Consider the following 26,766-nt stretch of genomic DNA (forward strand, 5'->3'; position numbering starts at 1 on the left):
ATTATGACTTATACAGTTATGATTTCAGGGGCTAATGGATATTTTGGGGCAATAGCTTCGAGGTATTTTAACGAGATAGGCTGGGAAGTGCTAAAGGCTACTAGGAATACAAAAGACGATATTTATTTTGATCTAGATCACCCAAATGACTTTGCAACTTTAAAGATTAGTAAAAACGTTGATTTATTCATACATGCAGCGGCAGCCCATGAAGTAACCTGTCTAGAGCAACCATATAGAAGCATTTTTCAAAATGTTGCTGGTACAAAAGCCGCATTGGATTTTTGTGTTGCGAACAACATTGAGAAATTTGTATATTTATCTACATTCCATGTGTTTGGTAATCCTTATGGTGTTATAGATGAATCTACAATTCCTCTACCTGCGAATGATTATGGCTTAAGTCATTTGCAAGCAGAACAATATGTAGAGCTATATACGAGACAAAATAAAATAGTTGGCAGGATTCTTAGACCAAGTAATTTTTTTGGAGTTCCAGTTGATTTTGAATCATGTAATAGATGGTCATTAGCCCCATTAGATTTCTGCAGGCAAGCTATTGAAAATGGAGAAATAAAACTTAACTCTCCCGGTAATCAAATAAGAAATTTTATATCTATTAACGATATATGCAAGATCATAGAAACTCTGTTTTATTCAAACAAAGGAAATATAATAACTCATATACCTGGGCCAGAAACATTGAGTATTAGAGAATTGGCACTTAAAGTAAAAAGAGTATTTGAAATTCAAAGAAATAGTGAAGTAAAACTAGTTATTCCAGAAGGAAGTTTAGAGATATCGAAATTCACATTTAATAGCAATTATATATTGGAGTTATATGAGCCATTAGAAAGACTAGAAGATTATATTATTGATTTTATAGGAGTTGGGTATGTTAGGAATTGATGTTTCAAAGTACTTAAATAAGATACATTATTACTATAGATTATTAGTGACTTTCTTCTTTTATAAACTAATTGCGAAACATATTGGTAAAAAAACAGTAATTTATCAACCAAATCTATTAAGTGGATTGCGTAACATGAGTTTAGGAGATAGGGTAATTATTTTTGCGAATTCACGGATAGAACTTATTGAAAATTATATGAATAATAAGTACAAGCCTAATTTTGTTATGGGAAATGATTCACAAATTCATCAAAATTGTCATATTACTTGCGCAGGGAATATTTCAATTGGTAACAATGTAATAATTACGGCTAATGTTACAATTACCGATATTATTCATCCATATGAAGATACTAATATGCCTATAAATTTTCAAGAGATAAAAGTGGGAGAGGTTAATATTGGAGACCAGACATACATTTATAATAATGCAGTAATTTTACCGAATGTAAAAATAGGTAAACATTGTGTAATTGGAGCAAATTCATTAGTTAATAAAAATATACCTGATTATTCAGTAGTTGTTGGAAATCCGGCAAGAATTATTAGGCAGTTCGATAATACCATAAAGCAATGGATAAACTATGATTAAAAATAAAATTTCTCGCGGTGTATTATTAGGGATATTAAGTATATCTGTAGACGGAATAGCTGGTTTGGCAATATTCCCAGTATTATTATATTATCAGCCAAAAGAACTTGCTGGATTATGGATTTTATTAACTTCATTTTCTGCTCTTTTAAATTTGGCACAGGCTGGTTTAGGACCTGTTATAACAAGAATGGCAACAGAAATTAAAATTGATTCTACTGATAGTGATATAGAGAAATATTATTTGAAGGTTAATTATTGTTACAGAATTGTGGTTTTTTTAGTTTTTTGTATTTGCGCTCTGCTCTATCTTTTCTATATTCGTGATGTATTAATAAAATCAAATTATCTTTCCTCTGGTATTATTGTTTGGGCAATAATGACTCTAGGATATTGTTTGAAAATATATGCTACCAAGAACATCAATACCGTTAATGGTTATGGTGAATTAGGATGGGATAAGTTAATACAAATCGTTGTTACTGTTTTTTCTAATATTGCTTATGTAATAGGTCTTTATTTTGGATTAAGTTTAATATTTCTAGCCACCATCTTTTTCATTTTCAGTTTAGTTTATCTATATGGGTCAAAAGTAATACTTAGAATTTTTGTAAAAATGCCAAAAATTTTATCGCGAAAAAAAATAAACTTCTCAGAAGTATTAGACATATTTAAACAGTCTCTTAAAGTCCTCATATTAAATTTAGTAAGTGTAATTGTTCTAAATGTTGATATATTAATTGTGGAAAGATTCTGGGGCTTAAATGTAATACCTTTATATAGTGCACTGGTTAAAATAGTTACATTAATTATTGCTGTTTCTCTACTAATTCAACAAATGATCTACCCTTATATTTCGCTTAGTTGGAATACAGGAGTATATAAAAAAGCGCGTGACTTATATTTAAAAGGACTTATGATCTCGTTGATAACAAGCATAGTATTATCAGCTTTATTATTTCTTACTGCTCCAATTCTAATTCCAATCTGGATTGGGTATGGAAATTATTTGGGTGCAAAGGTATTTGGACCTTTACTTTTGTTCGGTATAGTGTATACTCATTTCCACTCTCATGTTTCACCTATTCTAGCTACAGGTAAAAAAACCTATATTACACCAGCGATTACCAATGGTATTTTATCGATTATATTAGGGCTTCTGGGTGCTAAATATTTTGGAATCAATGGAATTGCACTTGGTAATATTATAGCTAGTTTAATTCCAACAATATATGTAGTTATATCAACCTTAAGATTTTTTAAAACTCATTCAAAGTATGGGGGATTGGCTAATGGCGAATATAAAAGATAAAAAACCAATTGTTACAATTGCTATCCCTACTTACAATAGAAGTTCTTACTTAATTAAAGCAATAGAATCTGCGCTTCAGCAAACTTATATTGAAATAGAAGTTATTATATCTAATAATGCTTCTATAGATAATACCATTGAAGAACTTGCGAAATTTAATGATAATAGACTTGTAATCATAAATCATAAAGAAAAAATAAATATGGATGAAAACTGGAATGCTTGTTTGGGAATTGCAAAGGGAGATTACTTTATGTTACTGTCTGATGATGACTACTTAGAATCTACTGCTATCGAAACATTCTTAGAACACTTTTATTCAGATGATATAGGAATAGTCTATTGTCAAACAAAGATAGTAGATGAAAGTAATAATACTATTGCATTTAGCAAAACCGCACCGTTAATCGAACCATCTATTGAAATGTTATTGAATTTTTTGAATTGGAAACGCGAAGTATATCCATGTAGTTTAATGTTTAGAACAACAGACCTTAAGAAATTAGGTGGCTATAATGGTAGTAAGTATTCATTGGCATTGGATACGGCTGCTTGGGTAGAGATAGCTATAAAAAGAGGGAAAGTTGCTTATGTTAATAGAGTTTTATCCAACTACAGGATCCATAATTTAAACATTGGCTCCCAAACAAAGATCGAAGAATGGGAATACGGCCTGTCATCATTAATTTTGATGTGTCAAGAAATATTGGAGAAAGAATTTAGTAAGTTGCAAGTCGATGATGTTGTAAAGTATGGAAAAAAATACAAAAAGAGATTAATTGTTTCTAGTTTAACTTCTTTAGTAAGAAAAGGGGTTTCTAGGAAACAAGTTCTCTCCCTATACTTTAAACATAGGAGTTCTTTTATTGGAATGACGGGAATGTACTTATTGCTAATAAGTATTATGAAGCTTTGTATGCCTCATAAGTTATTCTATACAATAAAAAAAATTGCAAGTTCAGCTAGAGTTTAATAGAAAGCAGATGAAATGATGACAACTACTAAAATAATTAACTTGATGTTTTATCTAGTTATTTTCACTATTTCATTTGATGTTTTTTTAGTAATTAATATTGGTTTCAATTTTAGAGCAGCTCAACTATGCTTGATTATCCCTATGATATTTTACATATTAAATATCTTTCTTAAAGGGACAATAACAGTCCCATTAGGTATTACATCATTATTAATATGGACATTATTTGTTATTATATTTATTCCAAACACACCATTGATGTCTAGAAATATAGGGTATGGTATTTGGTTAAATTTTTAATATTTTAATAATATTGGTAACTGTTCATTTCTTTGGTGATGAGAATAAGATGAAAAAATTAATAAAAGTTTATCTTTATTCATTCCCCTTTATTTCCATTTGTGGGTTAATCCAATTCTTCATGCCTATATTACATTTCAAACCATTTCTTGTTTTACAATGGTGGATTCCTGATGTATTACCTAGGATTAATGCTTTCTCCTATGAGCCTTCCTATTTTGCGACATATATGATTTTGGGATGGGTATTAACCGCTTATTTGCTTCAGACCAAAAGTTCTTTAGTAAAAATGTCTCATCTTACAGTTATATTTTTATTAGAGACAACTGTAATGATCTTATCATCTTCCAGAATGGGATGGATAATGATGGTATTTTGGTTTTCACAGTTTCCATTACTTTTTTTATGGAGAATTATTAATACAAAAGTTAATAAAAAGTATTTGAATTACACATTATGGCTCTGTTTATTATCTGTGATTACAATTTTCACCGTTGTTTATGTAGTTGGGGTAAATAAAGTACTTTTTTTGATGAATGGAATCGGAATTGGTAATACTTCAAGTCATTCCGTAGATATTAGATCTAAAGAATTGGCTGATACAATTAAAATATTTTTGGAAAGCCCTATCTGGGGATATAGCCTAGGTGGAATAGCTTGGGCTATAGGGAATTTGAGAGGTATTGATGTTAATAACCTGGAATTGGCGAAAAGTAACGAAGGAATGTCGGTTTTTGGAGAGGTATTAGCCGCAAGTGGAATAATTGGTTTTATTCCATTTGCAATATACATCGGTAGTCTTATTATTTTACCTCTAAAATTAGCTATAAGAATTTCGAATACTGAAATGAAAATAATATTACGAGGCATGGTTTATTCACTGATTTTTATTTTAGTTATCTTACAATTCAATCAAAATATACTTAGGCCTTATTTATGGCTTCATATTGCAATTCTTTCCGCTGTTTATTTCGCGGCTAAGCGGGAGGTAAGCTATGTCAACACTAACAATTGATATTAGGATGTTACACCACTCTGGGATTGGAACATATCTACGGAATTTAGTTCCCTCTGTAGCAGAAGTATTAACTGATCTTAATATTAACTTATTGGGTAATAACGAAGAATTACAGGAATACTCGTGGTCCAGAAGAAAAAATATCAATATTATTAATTGTACAAGTAATATCTACACATTAACAGAACAAATAGAGCTATTGAGAAAGATTCCTAGTCAAACTGATCTCTTTTGGAGTCCTCATATCAATATTCCATTGATGTTTAGAGGTAAATTGTTAGTGACGGTACACGATGCATTTTTTCTGGCAAATCCTCAATTAGTAGGAGGCCTCCATAAGCAATTATACGCAAGATTTATGTACAATACTTTATCTAAGAAAGCAGCTCATATTATAACACCGTCTAATTTCACGCAAAAAGAACTCCAACATTATCTTAAACTTGATGTTAATAAAGTAAGCACTATTCATAATGGTGTACAAGAGGAATGGTTTCATATATCAAAAGAGGAGTTTCCAAATAATAAACCTTATCTACTATATGTAGGTAATGTGAAACCACACAAAAATTTAAAGGCATTACTTAAAGGGTTTGATATAATTAAAGAAAAAATCAAACATGATATTATAATTGTTGGGAAAAAGGATGGCTTCATAACAGGAGACGATGAAATAGCACATATGGCTAGTACAATGGGCGATAGAGTAAAATTTACAGGCTATATCACTGATGATGAATTAAAACAGTATTATGTTCACGCAGAAGCGCTTGTTTTTCCATCGATATATGAAGGTTTTGGCCTTCCTCCCATTGAGGCAATGGCTTGTGGTTGCCCTACAATAGTATCAAAAGCTGCATCAATACCGGAAATTTGCGATAGTGCAGCGTTGTATTTCGATCCTTTTAATCCTCAGGATATTGCAAGTAAAATAGAGATGTTATTAAATAATGATGATCTAAGAAATGATATTGTGCAAAAGGGACTTTCTCGTGCAAGGCAATTTCTATGGGATAAATCTGCAAAAGAAACGATAGGTGTAATTGAGGGGGTTCTTTCTTCGTGAAGGTTGCAATAGTACATGAATGGCTTGATACCTATGCTGGATCGGAAAGAGTAGTAGAACAGCTACTGGAAATATTCCCTGAGGCAAATTTGTATAGTGTGGTTGACTTTCTACCGTCTAATAAGCGTAGTTTTATCATGAATAAAGTTGTTACTACTTCCTTTATTCAAAGACTTCCATTTGCTAAGAAAAAGTTTCGACAGTATTTACCTCTTATGCCAATTGCAGTAGAACAATTTGATTTATCACAATATGATTTAATACTCTCTAGTTCACATGCTGTAGCAAAAGGCGTTATTACTGGACCTAATCAACTCCACGTTTCATATGTACACTCACCAATACGTTATGCGTGGGATTTACAACACCAATACTTGACAGAATCCGGTTTAAATAAAGGTATGAAGGGTATGATTGCAAAATGGATTTTGCACAAAATGCGCCTATGGGATTATAGAACAGCTAACAGTGTAGATGAATTTATAGCAAACTCTAGATTTATATCTAAACGAATATATAAGTTTTATCGAAGAGAATCATCTGTGATTTACCCACCTGTTGATATAAATAGTTTTATAATGTGCGAAACAAAGGAAGATTTTTATTTCACTGCTTCAAGAATGGTCCCATACAAAAGAATAGATATGATAGTAGAAGCGTTCACTAAAATGCCGGACAAGAAACTGTTGGTTATTGGTGATGGACCGGAATTTAATAAGATTAAAGAGAAAGCAGGTAGGAATGTAACACTATTAGGATATCAAACCTTTGAAATTCTTAGAGATCATATGCAACGAGCCAAGGCATTTGTTTTTGCAGCAGAAGAGGATTTTGGAATCATTCCAGTTGAAGCACAGGCATGTGGGACTCCGGTAATTGCTTATGGTAAAGGTGGATCATTGGAAACCATTCGTAATATTGGGGAAGATAATCCTACTGGATTATTTTATAAAGAACAAACAGTGCAAAGCTTAATAGATGCTGTTAATTTTTTTGAAAAGGAAGGTCATATTATTACCCCAAACAATTGCCGAAATAACTCTCTTCGGTTTTCTCCAGAGCGTTTTAAAGATGAAATTAGAAGTTTTGTTTCAGCCAAGCTTAAAGAATTTCAGTGTAGTTAATATAAAGAGGAGTGTTGATATTGTTAGATTTAGGAGCAGTGCTTAAGATTGAAGATAAATTAGTTGCTGTTATAGATAAAAGTAAGAAATATATTACAACTGTTTCTTGTAAACTTGAAGTAACAAATTATTCTATCGATTCATTCCAAAAAGAGGAATGGAGTTACGATGAATTATCATTGGTAAGGTATGAAATTGTTGGAAGGCTAGATAAATCACAGATGAATTCGGCTAAACGTAGCATTATTTTTGATAAAGTTGAAGAGTTTCATGACCTTTTTCACCAAAAGGATTCGTTTGACCCAGAGATATCTAATCTAAGTTATGCAGGTAAAGTATACGACAGCAAAGAAATGGTTTCTCTTATTGATGCATCTCTAGATTTTTGGTTAACATCTGGTCGATTTAGCAAAAAATTCGAGACAGACTTCGCCGCATATTTAGGTGTTAGATATGCGCTCCTAACCAATTCTGGCTCCTCAGCTAACTTACTTGCTGTTTCTGCTCTTACATCTCCCAAACTCGGAGACAAGCGATTGTTACCGGGTGATGAAGTCATCACAGTAGCCGCAGGTTTTCCAACAACGGTAGCACCAATCGTTCAAAATAAATTAATACCCGTATTTGTTGATGTTGATTTAGGAACTTATAATATCTCTGTTGATCAAATTGAGCAAGCAATATCACCGAAAACTAAAGCTATTATGATTGCTCATACGATGGGAAATCCATTTAATTTATCTGCTGTTATGGAAATTGCAGAGAAATATAACTTATGGGTAGTAGAAGATAACTGCGATGCTCTAGGTTCATTGTATAATGGCAAGTTAACAGGTACGTTTGGACATATAGGAACTTCAAGTTTTTACCCGCCACATCATATGACTATGGGCGAAGGTGGCGCTGTTTATACTAATCATCCATTATTAAAATTAGCAATCGAATCCTTCAGAGATTGGGGACGCGATTGCTGGTGTCCTTCTGGCTGCGATAATACTTGCAATAAGAGATTTGATTGGCAACTTGGCCAGCTACCACAAGGTTATGATCATAAGTATACTTACTCTCATGTTGGTTATAACTTGAAAGTTACTGATATGCAAGCAGCTATTGGTCTAGAACAACTGAATAAACTTCCATATTTCATCGAGAAAAGAATAAGTAATTTTGATCGTTTAAAAGCCGGTCTCAAGTGTATTGAAGATATGTTGATTTTACCAGAGGCTACCGAGAACAGCATACCAAGCTGGTTTGGATTTATTTTAACAGTAAGGGACGGAGCTAGTCTTTCTCGAAACAAAATGACTGAATACTTGGAGAAAAATCGAATTCAAACTAGAATGTTATTCGCTGGGAATCTCATTAAACAACCCGCTTTTGATGGTGTTGAGTATCGGTTGGCAAGCAAGCTTACAAATACCGATAAGATTATGTATGATACATTCTTAGTTGGTGTTTATCCTGGATTAACTGACGAGATGATCGATTATATGAGTAAAACAATAATTGATGCAATTAGTTACGCTAAATTATAAAAAAATTTAAAGGAGCACCTGCTTCAATTGGTGAGGATGTGTATTAATTAATGAAGCTAGTGTTATTATCGGGTGGATCAGGCAAACGATTATGGCCTCTATCAAACGATTCTCGATCTAAACAATTTCTTAAAGTATTAAGAAATAATGAAGGTCTACTGGAATCTATGGTACAAAGAGTGTGGAATCAAATCGAAGCAGTTGGGATGGCAGATTCGACACTTTTAACAACAAGTAAATCTCAATTAGATATGATTCACAGTCAGTTAGGTATTAATATTCCAATTATAGTTGAACCGGAGAGAAGAGATACATTTCCAGCTATTGCTTTAGCAGCGGCTTACTTATACTCAAATCAAGGTATAAGTTTGGATGAAGTTGTTGCAGTTTTACCAGTAGATCCTTATGTCGAAAAAGATTTTTTTGATAAAATTAAGAAACTGGAAATTCTTTTACATTCTTCAGAATCTAATCTTGCTTTATTGGGGGTAACTCCTACTTTCGCATCGGAAAAATACGGTTATATTGTACCATCAAGTCCTTTGGAAAACGATTTGTTTATCAGAGTCAGTCATTTTAAAGAAAAGCCAAATGAAGAACAAGCTAAACAACTAATCGCTCAAAAAGCACTTTGGAATTGTGGTGTGTTTGCCTTTAAGCTTGGCTTTGTAATTTCAATAATAAAGGAAAAAGGGCTTCCTATTCAATATGATGAATTATTATTAAATTATAACGAATTGCCCAAAATAAGTTTCGATTATGAGGTTGTTGAAAAAGCAAAAAATATAGTTGCATTATCATATGATGGATATTGGAAAGACTTGGGTACATGGAACACTTTAACTGAAGAGATGGGTGCGAATTTAATTGGAAATGGTATAATAAGTGAAGATTCAACCAATACTCATCTGATTAATGAACTTAATATTCCCATTACAGTGCTTGGATTACCTAACGTAATTGTTGCCGCTAGTCCTGACGGTATATTAGTTAGTGATAAGGTTGCTAGTCCAAGAATTAAAGATTTAGCAATTAATTTTGATGAAAGACCTATGTATGAAGAAAAACCATGGGGTTGGTATAAGATATTAGACTATACTAAAGCCAAGGAAGGTAGAGAGGTTTTAACAAAACGCATTGGCATTCTTGAGGGTAATAATTTAAGTTATCAAGTACATCAAAAAAGAAAAGAAGTCTGGACCATAATTAGCGGAGAAGGACTATTTGCACTAAATGGTGTAATAAGTCCAATCAAATCAGGTGATGTACTTCAGATACCTGCAGGAGCTAAGCATGGAATTAAGGCAACAACTGATATAGAATTAATTGAAATACAAACAGGTACTGAACTAATTGATGAAGACATCATTAGAATAAGTTTGAATTGGGAAGATACAATGAAGTATTGTATGACTTAATTTCTTAATTTAATATATTTTAGATTAGTGATAAAGGAGGTACATATGATTCGTTCTAATGATAGGTTTTTAACTCAAGTGTATTCTTTATCAGATTTAATTTGTGTGGAAATATCATTTCTGATTTCATGGTGGATAAAGTTCCATAGTGGACTAATTCCATATGAGAATCCTTTATCCTTTGAAACTTATTTTCCATGGAGTTTTGTTTATGGTTTTATAGCAACAGGGTTGGGGTACTTTTTCACACTATATTCTCCTAAAAGAAAGAAAAGCTTCTCTCAAGAAACTGTTCGGGTTATTCAAGTTCACTTAGTTAGTTTGATCATATTGCTTAGTTTTCTCTACGTTTTTAAAGTAGTTGATATATCACGGCATTTTCTTGCGATTTTTCTTATTGTCAATATAATACTTGTTGTAGCCTATCGCTACATAGTTAAAAGTATTTTAAGGGAAATAAGAAAAAAAGGTTTTAATCATCAGTTTATTCTTATTCTTGGTGCAGGTACACTAGGACGTAAATTTTATGATAATATTATTCAACATCCTGAAATGGGTTTTAAAGTTGTAGGATTTCTTGATGATTTTCAAGAAGAACATAACACTGAAAACAAAATATATCAATCGATATTAGGAAAAGTAGATGATTTGGAAAATATACTTAAGAATAACCTTGTGGATGAAGTTACTATTGCATTGCCTCTCATTGCTTATCAAAAATACGACAAAATTATTAGCATTTGTGAAAAATATGGTGTAAGAGTATTAATAATTCCAGACTTTTTCGATTTTTTGCCTGCAAAACCTCGTTTTGATAATTTTGCAGGAATGCCACTAATTAATGTTAGAGATGTACCACTTGATGAAATAAGGAATCAAATTTTAAAACGATGCTTCGATATAGTATTCTCCTTTTCAGCAATATTAATGATGTTGCCATTATTAATTATTATTGCCATTGGTGTGAAGGTAACGTCCCCAGGGCCAATTATATTTAAACAGGAAAGGGTTGGACTTAATCGTCGAAACTTTATGATGTATAAATTTCGTTCAATGAGAATACTGTCTCAGGGAGTTTCAGACACACAATGGACTATTAAGGACGACCCTAGAAAAACGAAATTCGGTGCATTGATAAGAAAAACAAGCTTAGATGAATTGCCACAATTTTTTAATGTGTTATTTGGCCATATGAGTGTGGTAGGTCCACGTCCGGAACGTCCACACTTTGTGGAACAATTTAAAGAAGAAATACCGAAATATATGGTGAAACATCATATTCGTCCAGGGATTACAGGTTGGGCACAAAGTAATGGTTTACGCGGGGATACATCGATAGAAGATAGAATTAATCACGATATATTCTATATTGAAAACTGGAGTTTTATCCTAGATCTAAAAATTATAGTAAAAACTGTAATTAACGGATTTGTGAATAAGAATGCATACTAGTTCAATAAAGATCTTCGCAAGCTGACGTCTATAATTTATGGGTCAGCTTGTTTAGCTAGTTCTTTTCTCGTGAAATTTGTTGCAATATGTTGCAAATATAATATATTGGTAAGATATACAAAGAAGTTAAACAAAGACCACGTTACATTATTGAAACACATTTAGGATCAGTAGGTAAGGAAATATTGGTTCCTGCAATTCAAACTAAAAAGCAGTTAATTGTGATAGGAGGTTTAAATTCTGTTTAAGTTGACATCAATAGATTCAATTTTTGGAGAAAATATGAGAAAAAAATTTTTATTTAGCATTTTCTTTTCTATATTATTATTAATAAATACTGTGACACTATCTTTTGCACAGGAATCGACTTTCCAACAAAAATGGTTTGAGAAATACTCGCTTATAGCTCATGCATTGGGTGGTATTGATGGAAATACGTATACAAACTCTAAGGATGCATTGCTATATAATTATCAAAAGGGACAGCGATTATTTGAGGTTGATTTTATGTTAACAGAAGATGGAATCATGGTTGCTAGACATGGTTGGGAGAAAGATTATATTACATACCTTCAGCAAGAAGATGTGTTCCCTGTAGAAAAAATAGGAAAGCCTATCTCTTACAAAGAGTTCTCAAATATGACAATCATGAGAAAGTATCAACATTTAAGCCTCGAGGAAATAATTAAGTTCATGGTAGATCACCCAGATATGTTATTAATCACTGATACCAAATATGTTGATAAAAATATGGTTGTTAAGCAATTCTCTAATATAGTAGAGATGACTAAAGGTATCGATCCAGAAGTTCTTGATCGTATTGTCCCTCAGATATATAACCAAGAAATGCTCGGATGGATAGACAATGTTTATCGATTCAAGTCAATGATCTATACATTGTACTCTTCAGATGATACAGATAATCAAGTTGTTGATTTTGTCAAAAATAAAAGAATTGATGTTGTTACAATGTGGACAACGAGAGCAAACCCTGATTTTGTCTCTAGATTATTGTTAGAAGGAGTTAAGACTTATACCCATACAACAAACAATGTAGAGGAAATTAGGAAACAAAAGAGTTTTGGTGTAGCTGGGTTTTATACTGATTTTATATATAATGAGGATCTAAATGTAATTAAAAAAATAGAACCAACAAACACTCCCTTGATTACATACAAAGGGAAACCGTTAGAATTTGAAATAAACCCAATAATTATTAATGGGACTACTTTTGTACCTATGCGTAAACTATTAGAAATTAACGGGGCTCAAATAGACTGGGATAGTGAAAGAATGTTAGTTACCTCACGAACTAATGAAGTTAAAATAGAATACGTCATTGGAGATAAGTTAATAAATGTGAACAATAAATTAGTTGATTTACCATATCCCGGTTTTATTAAAGATGGAATCACAATGCTGCCATTAAGGTTTTATAGTGAAGTATTAGGTGAAAAATTAAATTGGAATGAAGAAAAGCGATTAATAAGTATTGAATAATTGAAGTGCTTTTAGAGTGTAGTAATCTTTGATGCACCCTTTAGAATAGACATTGGAAAAACCCTATGGTTAATCTGATAGAATTCTAAGGGGTGTATTTTTAAATTTGCAGTTATCGGAAGAAACGGAATATTTTGGAATTCAGGATTAAGGCCGTGTTAAGACGTGGGTGAAGAGTAAAGTAGAAGGGGAGAAGCGTCGTTTTATAAGATAACCGCGGGAATCCTCATCGTCTGAAGACGGCGTCTGAATGTGAGCTACGTTGACTTTAAGGATTTGAATGATTTGATTGGACTGATCGTTCATAGCGATACAATGGAGCCAATACTAGTCCCTTACTTATCACGGCATGCTGCCGAAAGTTGGCGTCCAAATCAGAATGCATGGCAAAGGGCAATTGTTATTATAATTGCAGCTATGGAAAGCTTTTCATCTCATTTGAAAGTAGAAGTTCTCTATCCCTATGATATATGAAGCAATAAGGAAGCTCAAAGGAGAATTGAGATATACATTCGCTTTTAAAACGAGGAAAGAGAACGAAGAAAAACTAAACAAGCTGACGCTGGTTAAGTACCGACGAGAGCTTGCTACATAGGTATTTTTAAATGTCCACTAAAAGGGGTCTTGACCTCATACTAGGGGTTATTTGTTATCTAGTTGGGTCAATAGGTTAGTTTTTAAAATCAAGTCGGAGATTTCTAAACGTTTCTTTGCTTGTATAAAATTAGGTTCACATTTCATAGTATCAATAACATTGTTTTCTTTATCATAACAAGTTCCGCTATCAAAATTCTTGTTTGTTATAAAAAAGGAAGTATTAGTTATGAAAGAATTATCTCTAAATACCACTATCTTCTTACTATTAGTATCAAATAGATTATCCCCCATAAAGTGTGAATCTTCTGTCGATATACCAAGTAGATAGAGTAATGTTGGGGTAATATCAAGATGTCCCGCAACCTGTGAAGTAAAAGATTCCAAGTTTTCTTTCGATAGTTTAGATGAGTGAATAAGGAAGGGCACCTTGTCATAATATCTCGTATTTTTAGGCTTTAAACCTATTTTGGCTAGTTCTGAATCTGGAATGCCGGAATCATGGTCTCCATATAAAGCTATGATACTTGTATCATAAAGCCCGTCTTTTTTTAGTTTTTCAATGAATTGACCTAATGCTTTATCAGCAAAATGAACTGAATGCAAGTAATTCCCAACCAATGTTTCATTTAATTCGCCAAGTGATAGTTCTTGTTCAATAAGTGGAATATGATCATATGGATGATGGTTTGTTAACGTAATCAGAAATGAAAAAAATGGCTTAGGTAATTGTTCTAAATATTGAGATGATTGGAGGAGAAAAGATCTGTCAGATAGTCCCCATCCAATCAAATCGCCAGATTTTAAATCAAAATCCTTTTCAAATAAACTCTTTTGAAATCCATAACTTTTGTGCATAGGAGCACGATTCCAAAAGCTTCCCCTAAATGGATGTGCTGAAAGAGAACTGTAGTTTTGATTATTGAGTCTCTTAACAAGAGTATCAAAGTCATTCTTAGGAAAATGAAAGTTCACACTTCCTGAATATGGGGAAGTATATAATGAATTTAAAGCAGTAAACTCCGCATCAGAAGTACGACCCTGACTAGTTTGATCGTAAAAACGGTTAAAATAAGCACTATCCTTGATTAAATTATTAAGGTTAGGAGTGATCTCCTGTCCTTTATATGAAAAATTAACAACAAATTCTTGAAGAGATTCTTCTTGAATTAGAATCACGTTTTTACCTTTATCAACACCAAAAAGAGAATTATTAGATTGGTTCTTTTTATTGTTATGAAACCATTCATTGATCGATGCAATATCTTTTTGTGTTACTTTAGGTTTATTTATTATGTTAGTTTCCAAATAAGAATAAATATCGATTGCATGGTAACTGTAAATTCCGAATGCATCTACCAAGGCTAAATTAGATATTCTTGATTTTAGTAACATTTCACCTCTTTTTTCAAGATTATAAACTTTCATTCCGAACATTGCTCCACAAAAGATAATAATTATTAAGCTTAAGAGAGCATTTATTTTGATATTAGGTTTATATCTATTCGCATAAAAATTTTCAATTAGCCTAGAAAACCTCAGTATTAGAATTAACTCAATGAATAAATCAAATAAAAGAACAGTGTACTTAGCTTGATATAAATTTTTTATACTTCCTCCGAGTTCACCTAATTGTCCAACTTGAGAAAAAAGTGATAAAGATGTAACGTCTTCAAAGTAATGCAAATAGATTAGATCTAATAGTAAAATTAGAGAGAAAAATACATTTAACAGATATAAACTAATTAACCTATATTTATTATCTAGCATATTTAGTAATGAACAGACTAATAAAACACCGCAGATTGAAAGAATTATTGCCTTTGATGTTAGAGGCAAACTAGCAAAGTGGTTAAATAAATATAGCTTAGTAGTTATAATCATTACAAAAAGTAATACATCGCCTTTCATAAAAAAGAAGTTGATAATTTTTCTAATGTCTATGTGCTTCATGAAAGTAATACTCCTTTTAGATATGTTTTAATTTAACTCATCTTAATGCAGAATAATGAAAAATGCTATAATTAATTAATATAATTAATTAACTGTGATATAGTGGGTAAGGAAAAAATATATTTGACAGAGGTAAAATATGAAGGTTAAAAAAGCAATTATTCCAGCCGCTGGATTAGGGACAAGATTCCTTCCTGCAACTAAAGCAATGCCTAAAGAAATGCTACCTATTGTAGACAAACCTACTATTCAATACATTGTTGAAGAAGCAGTAGCATCCGGAATTGAAGATATAATTATTGTTACTGGTAGAGGGAAAAGAGCCATTGAGGATCACTTCGATAACTATTTTGAATTAGAACAGAACTTGTTTGATAAAGGAAAATTTAATTTGTTAGATGAAGTTCAAAAATCTTCAAAGCTTGTAGATATTCATTACATTAGACAGAAGGAACCAAAGGGACTTGGGCATGCAATATGGTGTGCGCGGAAGTTTATTGGAGATGAACCCTTTGCCGTTCTTCTTGGTGATGATATTGTTGTTTCTGAGACGCCCTGTATGAAGCAGTTAATAGATCTTTTTTACGATTACAAATCCTCTGTAATTGGAGTAAAACAAGTAAGTGACGAAGAAAGATCTCGATATGGGATTGTTGAGGCTATGGAATTGAGTGAACGGGTTTATAAAGCAAATAAATTATTTGAAAAACCTACTAACAATATTACCCAGTCCAATCTAGCTATTATGGGGAGGTACATTCTTACGCCTAAAATATTTAGTATCTTAGAAACTACTCAAACAGGGCGTGGCGGCGAAATTCAGTTAACCGATGCAATATCCGAATTAAATCAAACCGAGGATATTTACGCCTATGATTTTGTTGGGACAAGATATGATGTTGGAGAAAAGTTAGGATTTATAAAGACAACCATTGATTTTGCTTTGGAACGCGAAGAATTAAAAGAGGATTTGCTAAAATACTTAAAACAGATTGTAACATCATAAAAAGAATTGGGATAATCAAAAAATCTAAGCAGCACAGTATGAATAGCAGACTAACAAAATTTTTTCATATTAACCGCATGATTCGTCAACATCTTCCCCATACTATGCATATACTTAGTATGCGGGGAGGTTATTCTTATGATCGATCATGAAGACGCTTACCAGGATGATCATTTGTCGGTTGGCAAAGGGTTGATTGTTGGTGTTGTGTTCGGCTCCCTGATCTGGGCGGCCATTATTGCCGGTGTTGTGTATATGTGGTAAACCGTAATTCATAAATGAAGAGGCTGCTGAGGCTAATAATAGCTCCAAGCAGTCTCTTTTTATTGTTTTGAAAATGTCCGAATCTGGAAGTTGAATTTCTATATTGCGCAAGCTATTGACGGCACGAGCTAGAGGCAATTCGATATTACATGCATACGTTAGTTACAGAGGTGATCTAGCTGATGAATGTTATTGCCACAAAACTGCCAGGATTATTTATTATTGAACCTGATGTCTATGAGGATCATCGGGGCTTTTTTATGGAGAGTTATCATCGTACGAAATTGGCGGAGCATGGAATAGATATTCCTTTTGTTCAGGACAATCATTCTTTATCTGTAGAAATTGGAGTTTTGCGAGGGCTTCATTATCAGTTGAATCCAAAAGCACAAACGAAGCTTGTTAGGGTTGTTTCAGGTGCTATTTATGATGTTGCTGTTGATATACGTAAAAACTCTTCTACCTTCGGTGAATGGGTAGGCGTCACTCTCAGTGCCGCAAATAAGCGTCAACTTCTTGTTCCTCAAGGATTTGCACATGGGTTTTGTACGACTGAGCCCCAAACTCAAGTGCTATACAAGGTGGATGAGTATTACTCTCCTGTCCATGATAGGGGAATCTTATGGAGCGACCCGGCTATTGGCATTGATTGGCCGACAGCTAATCCCATTTTATCGGATAAGGATCAGAAGCACCCGTCGCTTAAAGATGCGGAGATCAATTTTTAGCAGCATTCAAAATAGCTCATTAATGGCTATTCCATTTGGAGTGGCCATTTTTTTTGCTTTATTTAGCCAAGCCCCAACTCGTCTGCATAATCGGCCAAGTCACCTCATATGCATGTACTATGTTGATGTTAATCATGAGTGAGGGGATGATCGAATGCGCCGGGTCACATGGGTAGTAGCAGTGGTGATGTGCTTAGCATTGGTTCTCGCGGGATGCGGGATGGGCAAAAAGGATGCAGGATCTATTGTAAAGGATTTGGATCATGTGATCAGCAAGTCGGGCAGCTATCAGGCTTCAGGAAGCATGATTTTGAACACAGGGCAGCAGCCGCAGGAGTATCAGGTGGAGGTGGCTTACTCGCCGGATCATTTCTATCGTATTTCGCTTACGAATGCGGGGAAGGACGTGACGCAGATTGTGCTGCGTAATGAGGAGGGCGTGTTCGTGCTGACGCCGCATCTCAAGAAGAGCTTCCGCTTCCAAAGCGATTGGCCGGAGAATCAGGGGCAGGTGTACTTGTTCCAGTCTCTTGCGAAGAGCATAATTGCCGATAAGGATCGCCAATTTACGACGGATAATGATGCGTATGTGTTCGATGTTGCAGCCAATTATCAAAATGAGCAGCTGTCACGCCAGAAAATTTGGCTGAATAAGAAGACACTGGCGCCTAAGCAGGTTCAGGTGTCGGATGTGAATAAGAATGTGTTGGTTCAGGTGAATTTTACGAATTTTGAATTCGATGCTAAGTTCGACAAGGACTATTTCCAAATGGAGCGCAATATGACCAGCTGGAATTTGCAGACACTCCCTACAATGGCTGACGTTAGCGTGACAGATACCGATCACCCAGCAACGGGTGGTAAGTCTGTAACAGATAAGAATCTGTCTGCAACAGGCGGACAATCCGATCAAACGGCAGGCCAAGCCCAAAGTGGGCAAAAGGCTACAGCGACTAAATCAGGTTCGGATACGACGAAGTCGACTGCCGCGGCAAGCAAAGCGCAGAGTATCGGTATCATCGAGCCGTCCTACCTGCCGAAAGATGTGGTGAAGCAGGATATCACGGATATGAAGCTTGGTGAGGACGCAGCAGTTCTTTTGAGATACAAAGGGAAGTACAACTTCAGTCTCATCGAGGTAAGACCACAGGCTAAATCAGTTTCCTTGCAACCAGGCGACATTGTAGACCTTGGATTCACGATCGGCGTGCTCACGGGGGATGAGAAAAAGACGCTCACTTGGACGAATGACGGCGTAGAGTTCAGATTGTCGACTGGCGATTTGCCTACGAATGAAATGATCAAAGTCGCTATGGCGACTGAGGGGCAGTCTGGTAAATAAGAATGAATATTTAACGCCAATATAAGCTAAAAAAGGGAAGCCCTGTGCGATTTGAGCAGGTGTCTTTCCTTTTTTTAGTCAATTCTTGAACAAGAAGATTTAACCAACTCCCCCCAAAGGGAGTTTTTTTGGTATAATGCAACTTTGGAGTAAATAGATAATGGAGTGTCTTTGATGAAAACAACTGGTGAGTTAACAATGGAAGATCGACAACAATACTGGGAAAATGAGATTGTCTTGTTCGGTAAGTATCTTACGGAGGAAGGCAAATTAAAAACAGAGACCGTAGCAAAGTATGTTTATAGCATACGATTTGTGACGACGGAGTATTTTGTTCGTTACGGGTTGGATTATGAACAGCTGCAGGGCGAAACGATTGTTGATTTTCTAGGTTATTTCTATATTAGCAAGATGCTGAATAGTTCGAAGTCTGATATCGATTTTTATCTTCCGGCGATCATCAAGTGGACGCAATATCTTCTGCAAACAGGCAAGATTTCGTCTCTGCAGGGTATTCAGGTATTAGCTGTGTGTCATTATAAGGAGTTTTTTGCTGACCGGTTTGATCAATATGCGAATGCGAAAAGTGATAAAGCCATGGAGAAGTGGTTTTACTCCAATGATATCGAAGTTTACTTGGCTCAGCAAAAGCCTAAATCTGCATCTGTAAAACTGAATGCTATTGTGGTTGATAACAATCTGCTTGAACAATGGATGGATGAAAAGACAGTTGTACCTCAAATCGTTGCAGATTTTCAAATGTTTCTGGCTTCCTTGCAGGATGCCAAGAATATTAAATTGACGCCGGCCAGACAGCATTTGCCACGGAAGTTTTGGAGAGAGCTCGACGAGAAGCTGCAATGGAATCTTTTTCGCAAACCGACATTGAACCAGGATCAAGAACCCTTGTTTCAGTTCTTTTTCTATGCAGCGGAAGCATTAGGGTTGATAGCAGAGCGCAAGCAGCAGTGTGAAGTTACGAATCAGGCCGTAAGATTTCTCGCTTTATCAGATAAGGAACAGGCAGTCGTACTATTAGATGCGCTTTGGAATAAAGTTGAATGGGGAAATTTGCAGGAATTGGGCGAAGGCGGTTATCCTGAAGCGATCCAGGTCTTAAGAGAGCCAATTGCGAGTGTGCTAGCAAGTTGGGTTGTTGGTCACGAGCATGATGTGCAAAAAGAATGGAAGAAGAATAGGCAATCTGGGAAGCTGCTTGACACGAGTGCAGATGTTTTTCTTCATTCGGTTGTATCTGTATTGATACGTTTTGAATTGATTAATGCCCAATTTAGGCCGGAGTCTGAAATCAAGTATGCTTTTCAAAGAACGCCACGTATCATGACGATAAAAGATTCGGGAATGCGCGTTTTCCGCTATTTTGCTAATGAAAATGTTCAACCTAAGTTGAAGCCGGAGGTAGTTCGTGTCATCCATTCTATGAATGATCTAAAGGCTGTTTCTGTTAAAAGTAAAATCGGACGCAATGATCCTTGCCTATGCGGGAGCGGGAAGAAATATAAAAAATGTTGTTTGTAGGCCTGCAAAAGTAAGGTTGACAGTTTTTCGTGATTAGGATTAACATAGGTTTACTGCAATGGATAAAAGAGGTGAGCACTGGTGGATGCTTTTTATCGTCCCACGTGGGTAGAAATTTCGTTAGATGCACTGCGAAGCAACATTGAAGGTTTTCAGAAGGTACTGCCGGCAGGAATGAAACAAATGGCAGTCGTTAAAGCTGATGCGTACGGACACGGGGCTGTTGAAGTATCCAAAGAGGCTCTCGCCGCGGGTGTGGATTACTTGGGTGTGGCGTTTTTTGATGAAGCGTTGGAGCTAAGGAATGCAGGGATCACCGCACCTATTCTGGTACTTGGCTATACGCCTCCAGAAGGGGTTGATAGAGCGCGTGAACTCGATGTGACGATTGCTGTCTATAGTAGAGATGTTCTCGAAAAGCTTTGTTATCAGGGGCAAATGAAAGATGGGGCGCTTCAAAAGAAGCTAAAGATCCATATCAAGCTGGATACTGGCATGGGGCGGCTTGGTTTGCACACGGAAGAGGATGCTATTCCATTTATTGAGGAAGCGTTGACGCTGCCGAATGTGGAAGTTGAGGGTTTATTCACGCATTACGCGAATGCAGACGAAGTAGATAAGAGCTATACGATGGAGCAGTATCACCGTTTTGAGCGAATTGTGAGCTATTTTACGGATAAAGGTGTTAAGTTTCCATATATACATGCAGGCAATAGCGCGGCGGCCATAGATTTGCCAGGTTTGACGTATTCAATGGTACGGTTGGGGATTTCGATGTATGGCTTGTATCCTTCCGAGGATGTAGATCAAGCGAAAATAGAGTTAAAGCCGGTACTAAGTCTCAAAACAGGGATTGTTCATCTTAAAACGCTGCCTCCAGGCTCTGGAGTTAGCTATGGCACGATTTATCACACCAAGGGCCACGAACAAATTGGGACACTGCCGATTGGGTATGCGGATGGGTATTCTCGGATGCTTTCGGGTAAAGCGGAGGTTCTTGTTCGGGGCAAAAGAGTGCCGATCGTCGGTAAAATCTGTATGGATCAATGTATGATCAATGTATCGGATGTACCGGATGTTCAGTCTCTGGACGAGGTTGTGGTGATCGGGGAGCAAGACGGAGAGCACATTACGGCTGAAGATGTAGCTCGTCAGTTAGGTACTGTTAACTATGAAATTATTTGTATGATTTCACATCGTGTTGCGCGTGTGTATGTGCGTGACGGCAAACGTATAGATGCAATTAATCCTCTCATGCGGCATCGCTACTAAAAGTAACAGATTAATTTACCATTTATTTTTGTGCTAGATGGAGAGGATTTTCCGAATAGGCTATCGAATACTATGTAAGTAGGAATCTTATATCCAAGTGTGTAACATATTTGATATACTGAATGCATATATCTATTGTATAAATTGGTTTTTGGAAAGACATACTGGTAATATTGTCTTTGTATCGTTTCTGGGGGTGCGAGAGTGTGAGCAATGCGCATAATACGAAAAGGATCATGATTAGCTTGCCTGACAATCTGTTGCAAGAAGTGGACGGTATTGTCGAGAAGGAGAATTCCAATCGCAGCGAATTTATTCGCCAGGCAATGAAGCTGTATTTAATTGAACGTAAAAAGCGCAGTCTACGCGAATCCATGCAGCGTGGGTATATGGAGATGGCGAAAATAAATCTCAGCATGGCATCTGAAGCTTTTCAAGCGGAGGAAGAAGCGGACGGTACGCTTGATCGCTTAGTAAGCGGGGTGTAAGCAGTGATTGTCAAACGTGGTGATGTTTTTTTCGCAGATCTTTCGCCGGTTGTAGGGTCGGAGCAGGGAGGGGTTCGTCCTGTTCTAGTGATCCAAAATGATATCGGCAACCGCTTTAGCCCAACCGTGATTGTTGCAGCGATTACAGCTCAAATCCAGAAGGCGAAGCTTCCCACGCATGTGGAAATCGATGCGGAAACGCATGGTTTCGACAGAGATTCGGTGATTCTGCTTGAACAAATCAGAACAATCGATAAGCAACGGCTTACGGACAAAATTACGCATTTGGATGAAGAAACGATGCGCAAAGTTGACGATGCTTTGCAAATTAGTGTGGGACTGATAGAGTTTTGAATAGGATCAGGAACGGACGAGGGTGCAAGGTTCCCTCGTTTTTTGGTTTGTATACATACATTGGAATAGAAATGAATAGAAGTGGGGGAACTGGTTGTGGCAAATGCGGAAGAGCTGAAAATTAAGGCTAGTGAAATGGAAGAGCAAAAGTTGAGCGAGACAGAGGGAAAGAAGACAAAGGCTAGTGAGTATGAAGAGCCAAGGGAGAAAGTACAGATCTCCGAAGAAAAGAAAGCAGAGATCCAGGAGCGTATCCTGAAGCAGATCTCTGCTGAGTTGCAGCTGCCGGCTGGCAAAGTGAAGACAACGATGGGGCTGCTCGATGAGGGCAACACGATTCCTTTTATCGCACGTTACCGCAAAGAGATGACAGGCGAGCTGGATGAGAACCAGCTGCGAGATATCGAGGATCGGTTGCAGTACTTGCGCAACCTTGAGGATCGTAAGATCGAGGTTGTTCGTTTAATTGATGAGCAGGGCAAGTTGACGGATGAACTGCGCAAGTCGATTGAAGGCGCTGCGAAGCTGCAGGAAATCGAGGATTTGTACAGACCGTTCCGTCAAAAGCGCAAAACGAGAGCGAGCGTTGCCAAAGAGCGCGGTCTTGAGCCGTTAGCGGAATGGATTTGGAAGCAGCCTCGTCAAGGCTCGCTGGAACAAGAAGCAGCGCGTTATGTGAACGCGGACAAGCAGGTAGGAAGCGCCGCTGATGCGATTCAAGGCGCAATGGATATTCTTGCGGAGAATATCGCGGACGATGCTAAGATTCGAGCTTGGGTGCGTAGATATACGCATGATCAGGGGATTTTGCGTACGGAGGCCAAAGATGCAAAGGCTGAATCCGTCTATGAGATGTACTACGCCTATCAAGAGCCTGTTAAACGCTTGCCGCCTCACCGTATTCTCGCGATTAATCGTGGAGAGCGGGAGGACATCCTAAAGGTTGGCTTGGATGTTGCGGTCGATAAAATTCACGATTATATGGTTAGACAAGTCGTGAAAGGTGATTCCGTTGTTCGCGACGTGCTTCGCTCCGTTGTAGAGGATGCTTATAAAAGATTACTTGCGCCTTCTATTGAGCGCGAAGTGCGCGGTGAAATGACCGAGATGGGCGAGGAGCAAGCGATTAAGATTTTCGCGGAAAATCTACGGAATCTGCTGCTCCAAGCCCCGGTCAAAGGGCACGTGGTGCTGGGTGTCGATCCAGCTTACCGGACAGGCTGTAAGCTGGCCGTCATAGACGACACCGGTAAAATGCTTGAAATCGCCGTCACCTACCCGACGCCACCGAATAATAAGGTGGCGGAAGCGAAGGCGAAGTTCAAGCAGTTGATCAGCAAGCATGGTGTCGAGCTGATCGTTATCGGTAATGGGACGGCTTCCCGTGAAACGGAGCAGTTTGTTGCGGAGCTGATTGCTGAGATCAAGGAGCAGAAGCTCAAGTACTTGATCGTAAGCGAAGCGGGGGCGAGCGTGTACTCCGCGTCAAAGCTGGCGCAGACGGAGTTCCCGGAGCTCGACGTAGCCGAGCGCAGCGCGATCTCGATCGCGCGGAGGCTGCAGGACCCGCTCGCGGAGCTTGTGAAGATCGAGCCGAAGGCCATCGGCGTCGGGCAGTACCAGCATGACGTTTCGCAGAAACGTCTGGACGAGAACTTGAAGGCCGTCGTAGAGTCGGCCGTTAACCATGTCGGCGTGGACCTGAACACGGCGTCCCCGTCCTTGCTCTCGTACGTGTCGGGCGTGAATGCGACACTGGCGAAGAACATCGTCAAGTATCGCGAGGAGAACGGCAAGTTCAGCTCCCGACAGGAGCTGTCGAAGGTTCCGCGCCTTGGCGCGAAAACCTTCGAGCAGTGTGTCGGGTTCATGCGGATTCCGGGCGGCCGTAACCCGCTCGACAACACCCCGATCCATCCGGAGTCTTACGACGTGGTGGATCGGCTGTTCAAGGAGCTGCGCCTAGAGTTGGCGCAGCTTGGCTCACAGCAGCTGCTGGCGCTGCTGCAGACGCTGGAGCCAGAGGAACTGGCTCCTAAGCTGGGCGTAGGTGTCCCGACGATGCGGGACATCCTAGACAGCCTGCAGCGGCCTGGGCGAGATCCGCGGGACGAAGTCCCTGCGCCGATCTTCCGCACCGATGTGCTGCAGCTTGAAGACCTTGTGCCGGGCATGGAATTGACCGGCACGGTGCGCAACGTTATCGACTTCGGTGCCTTCGTCGATATCGGCATTAAGAACGATGGGCTGGTGCATATTTCCCAGCTCAAGAACGGCTTCGTGAAACACCCCATGGATGTGGTGTCCGTTGGGGACATCGTCCAAGTATGGGTGCTTAGCGTAGACGAGAAAAAAGGCCGCGTTGGCTTGACTATGAAAAAGCCTCAGCAATAGATTGATTAAGCAGTTGGCAGCGTTATGCTCCCAGCTGCTTTTTTTGTAGGCTGATCGCTGGCTAATTAGAGCCTCCAAAGGCTGCTATTCTTCCTGTGTTATGCCATATTCGATAAATAGAAGCTCCTAGGGACTCTTATTCGGAAAAAAATAAGAATATTAATAATGAAATTTACAAATAAGAGCCTGTAGAGACTTCTATTTCAATATTTTTGGCCGAAATTGCTCAAATAACAGCCTTTAGGGACTCCTAATTTACGGTGGCTGAGAGTATATCCAACCAAGATAGCTACATAGCTACCTGAGATCCATTAAACTCCTTAAGTTACTCGTACGCCCAACCAAGAGTCGTTACCGAGATCAGCCAAACTCCACATCATCCTTCCTTAAGTTACTCGTACGCCCAGCCAAGAGTCGTTACCGACATCAACCAAACTCCACATCATCCTTCCTTAAGTTACTTGTACGCCAAACCAAGAGGCGATACCGACATCAGCCAACCTCCACATCATCCTTCCTTAAGTTACTTGTACGCCAAACCAAGAGGCGTTCCCAACATCAATCAATCTCCACATCATCCTTCCTTAACGTAATCGTACGCTCAACCAAAAGGCGTTACCAACATCAGCCAACCTCCACATTATCCTTCCTTAAGGTACTCGTACGCCCAACCAAAAGGCGATACCGACATCAGCCAAACTCCACATCATCCTTCCTTAAGTTACTCGTACGCCCACCCAAGAGGCGATACCGACATCAGCCAAGCTCTACATCATCCTTCCTTAAGTTACTCGTTACGCCCGACCAAGAGGCGTTACCGACATCAGCCAAGCTCTACATCATCCTTCCTTAAGTTACTCGTTCGCCTAACTAAGAGGCGTTACCGTCATAAACCAGTCTCCACATCCTCCTCCCCAAAGTTACTCTAAACGCTCACCTGCGAGCGTCATCTCCTACCCGACATCATCCTCTCCAACAAGTTAATCAATACTCCCCAGCATGGGAGGTTAGTGGGTCTATTTATGAACGGGCCCCACATCCTTCAAAGAGTAAACCATTACATTCCGCTGACCAGCGACAAGAGAGATCATCCCTTCCAGGGATAAGCGTTTTAGCCATTCTGCAGCGATACGAATATTTACATTGCATTCTGCAGCGACATCCCGCAGTCTAACTTTGCCACTGCGACGCTTGGCAATTTGAATGACAAGCTGCTTCCTTAACTCCCACTTATCGATTTCTAGGCTGGCGATGGGGGAGAGAGGCGATATTTGAGTAGTTGACTTTCTAGGAATCAGAACATAAACATTATTTTTCTGAACTACACTCATCTTGCCTTGTACTAGTCCTTTTTGCTCATGAAAAGCATTCATCTTGCCCTGCACAAATTTTGGTTTCTCTTGAGCTGAATTTCTCTCACCGAAACTCTCCAGCCCCTGCCCAAAACCACGCTGAGCCATCAATTCAGCGCCACTCATCCAACCAACAAACCCATGCCTCCCCAATCCAAGTTCACGCATTTTTCTTAACCAACCTCTTGTTTTACGTGGCATAGTAATCGACTCCCCTTTTTTATGTACGAAAAAAAGCACACCCGAACCGCAGAATCATTCTGCAAGATCAAGTG

22 protein-coding genes are annotated in these 26,766 nt (G+C 37.6%); 20 read left to right on the forward strand and 2 right to left on the reverse strand.

Annotated elements, in window-relative coordinates:
* Positions 1-3 precede the first annotated feature (3 nt).
* The 11 genes from QFZ80_RS38250 to QFZ80_RS38300 all read left to right on the forward strand — a co-directional run bounded on the left by QFZ80_RS38250 (position 4) and on the right by QFZ80_RS38300 (position 13,205).
* Positions 4-909: an NAD-dependent epimerase/dehydratase family protein gene (locus tag QFZ80_RS38250; protein ID WP_307563841.1), complete on the forward strand. Its 906-nt coding sequence runs from the start codon at positions 4-6 to the stop codon at positions 907-909.
* Entirely contained in the window at positions 896-1,504 is a 609-nt protein-coding gene (locus QFZ80_RS38255; protein ID WP_307563843.1) for an acyltransferase, read from the forward strand. The genes QFZ80_RS38250 and QFZ80_RS38255 overlap by 14 nt, the downstream gene beginning before the upstream one ends.
* Complete coding sequence (locus tag QFZ80_RS38260; RefSeq protein ID WP_307563845.1) at positions 1,497-2,816, forward strand: lipopolysaccharide biosynthesis protein; 1,320 nt, start codon at positions 1,497-1,499, stop codon at positions 2,814-2,816. The genes QFZ80_RS38255 and QFZ80_RS38260 overlap by 8 nt, the downstream gene beginning before the upstream one ends.
* Positions 2,797-3,789, forward strand: a complete 993-nt coding sequence (locus QFZ80_RS38265; protein WP_307563847.1) for a glycosyltransferase family 2 protein — start codon at positions 2,797-2,799, stop codon at positions 3,787-3,789. The genes QFZ80_RS38260 and QFZ80_RS38265 overlap by 20 nt, the downstream gene beginning before the upstream one ends.
* A 352-nt stretch (positions 3,790-4,141) precedes the next feature.
* A complete protein-coding gene (locus QFZ80_RS38270; protein ID WP_307563848.1) occupies positions 4,142-5,107 on the forward strand; it encodes a hypothetical protein in 966 nt (321 codons plus the stop codon).
* Positions 5,088-6,176: a glycosyltransferase family 4 protein gene (locus QFZ80_RS38275; protein WP_307563850.1), complete on the forward strand. Its 1,089-nt coding sequence runs from the start codon at positions 5,088-5,090 to the stop codon at positions 6,174-6,176. The genes QFZ80_RS38270 and QFZ80_RS38275 overlap by 20 nt, the downstream gene beginning before the upstream one ends.
* Positions 6,173-7,300, forward strand: a complete 1,128-nt coding sequence (locus tag QFZ80_RS38280; RefSeq protein ID WP_307563852.1) for a glycosyltransferase family 4 protein — start codon at positions 6,173-6,175, stop codon at positions 7,298-7,300. Before QFZ80_RS38275 ends, QFZ80_RS38280 begins: the two co-directional genes overlap by 4 nt.
* Before the next feature lie 20 nt (positions 7,301-7,320).
* Complete coding sequence (gene rfbH / locus QFZ80_RS38285) at positions 7,321-8,835, forward strand: lipopolysaccharide biosynthesis protein RfbH (protein WP_373460339.1); 1,515 nt, start codon at positions 7,321-7,323, stop codon at positions 8,833-8,835.
* 50 nt (positions 8,836-8,885) lie between these two features.
* A complete protein-coding gene (locus QFZ80_RS38290) occupies positions 8,886-10,253 on the forward strand; it encodes a sugar phosphate nucleotidyltransferase (protein WP_307563856.1) in 1,368 nt (455 codons plus the stop codon).
* 45 nt (positions 10,254-10,298) lie between these two features.
* Complete coding sequence (locus QFZ80_RS38295) at positions 10,299-11,705, forward strand: undecaprenyl-phosphate glucose phosphotransferase (protein ID WP_307563858.1); 1,407 nt, start codon at positions 10,299-10,301, stop codon at positions 11,703-11,705.
* Between the two features lie 282 nt (positions 11,706-11,987).
* Positions 11,988-13,205, forward strand: coding sequence for a stalk domain-containing protein (locus QFZ80_RS38300; protein ID WP_307563860.1), 1,218 nt, complete (start codon positions 11,988-11,990; stop codon positions 13,203-13,205).
* A 642-nt stretch (positions 13,206-13,847) separates the two neighbouring features.
* On the opposite strand, the gene QFZ80_RS38305 is transcribed toward QFZ80_RS38300, so the two are convergent.
* On the reverse strand, positions 13,848-15,752 hold the full coding sequence (locus tag QFZ80_RS38305; RefSeq protein WP_307563862.1) for an LTA synthase family protein: 1,905 nt from the start codon (positions 15,750-15,752) through the stop codon (positions 13,848-13,850).
* Between the two features lie 139 nt (positions 15,753-15,891).
* On the opposite strand from QFZ80_RS38305, the gene galU reads away from it, so the two are divergent.
* From galU to QFZ80_RS38350, 9 genes are all read left to right on the forward strand, one after another.
* Complete coding sequence (gene galU / locus QFZ80_RS38310; protein ID WP_307563864.1) at positions 15,892-16,758, forward strand: UTP--glucose-1-phosphate uridylyltransferase GalU; 867 nt, start codon at positions 15,892-15,894, stop codon at positions 16,756-16,758.
* A gap of 138 nt (positions 16,759-16,896) precedes the next feature.
* A complete protein-coding gene (locus tag QFZ80_RS38315) occupies positions 16,897-17,022 on the forward strand; it encodes a hypothetical protein (RefSeq protein ID WP_261302619.1) in 126 nt (41 codons plus the stop codon).
* A gap of 182 nt (positions 17,023-17,204) precedes the next feature.
* Complete coding sequence (gene rfbC, locus QFZ80_RS38320; RefSeq protein WP_307563867.1) at positions 17,205-17,750, forward strand: dTDP-4-dehydrorhamnose 3,5-epimerase; 546 nt, start codon at positions 17,205-17,207, stop codon at positions 17,748-17,750.
* A 154-nt stretch (positions 17,751-17,904) separates the two neighbouring features.
* On the forward strand, positions 17,905-19,092 hold the full coding sequence (locus QFZ80_RS38325) for a LolA family protein (protein WP_307563869.1): 1,188 nt from the start codon (positions 17,905-17,907) through the stop codon (positions 19,090-19,092).
* Between the two features lie 174 nt (positions 19,093-19,266).
* Positions 19,267-20,631, forward strand: a complete 1,365-nt coding sequence (locus tag QFZ80_RS38330) for an SEC-C metal-binding domain-containing protein (protein WP_307563871.1) — start codon at positions 19,267-19,269, stop codon at positions 20,629-20,631.
* An 81-nt stretch (positions 20,632-20,712) separates the two neighbouring features.
* Positions 20,713-21,903 carry an alanine racemase gene (alr, locus tag QFZ80_RS38335; RefSeq protein WP_307563873.1) on the forward strand — a complete coding sequence of 397 codons (1,191 nt, stop codon included), beginning with the start codon at positions 20,713-20,715 and terminating at the stop codon, positions 21,901-21,903.
* 206 nt (positions 21,904-22,109) lie between these two features.
* Complete coding sequence (locus QFZ80_RS38340; RefSeq protein WP_028553892.1) at positions 22,110-22,391, forward strand: CopG family ribbon-helix-helix protein; 282 nt, start codon at positions 22,110-22,112, stop codon at positions 22,389-22,391.
* 3 nt (positions 22,392-22,394) lie between these two features.
* The gene (locus tag QFZ80_RS38345) at positions 22,395-22,745 is read left to right on the forward strand and encodes a type II toxin-antitoxin system PemK/MazF family toxin (RefSeq protein ID WP_028553893.1); all 351 of its coding nucleotides are present in this window, start codon (positions 22,395-22,397) and stop codon (positions 22,743-22,745) included.
* Positions 22,746-22,880: 135 nt separating this feature from the next.
* Positions 22,881-25,139 carry a Tex family protein gene (locus tag QFZ80_RS38350; protein WP_307564345.1) on the forward strand — a complete coding sequence of 753 codons (2,259 nt, stop codon included), beginning with the start codon at positions 22,881-22,883 and terminating at the stop codon, positions 25,137-25,139.
* A 1,016-nt stretch (positions 25,140-26,155) separates the two neighbouring features.
* On the opposite strand, the gene QFZ80_RS38355 is transcribed toward QFZ80_RS38350, so the two are convergent.
* On the reverse strand, positions 26,156-26,692 hold the full coding sequence (locus tag QFZ80_RS38355) for a hypothetical protein (protein WP_307563875.1): 537 nt from the start codon (positions 26,690-26,692) through the stop codon (positions 26,156-26,158).
* Positions 26,693-26,766: the final 74 nt, after the last annotated feature.

The organism is Paenibacillus sp. V4I7 (genome assembly GCF_030817275.1).
GTDB lineage: Bacteria > Bacillota > Bacilli > Paenibacillales > NBRC-103111 > Paenibacillus_E.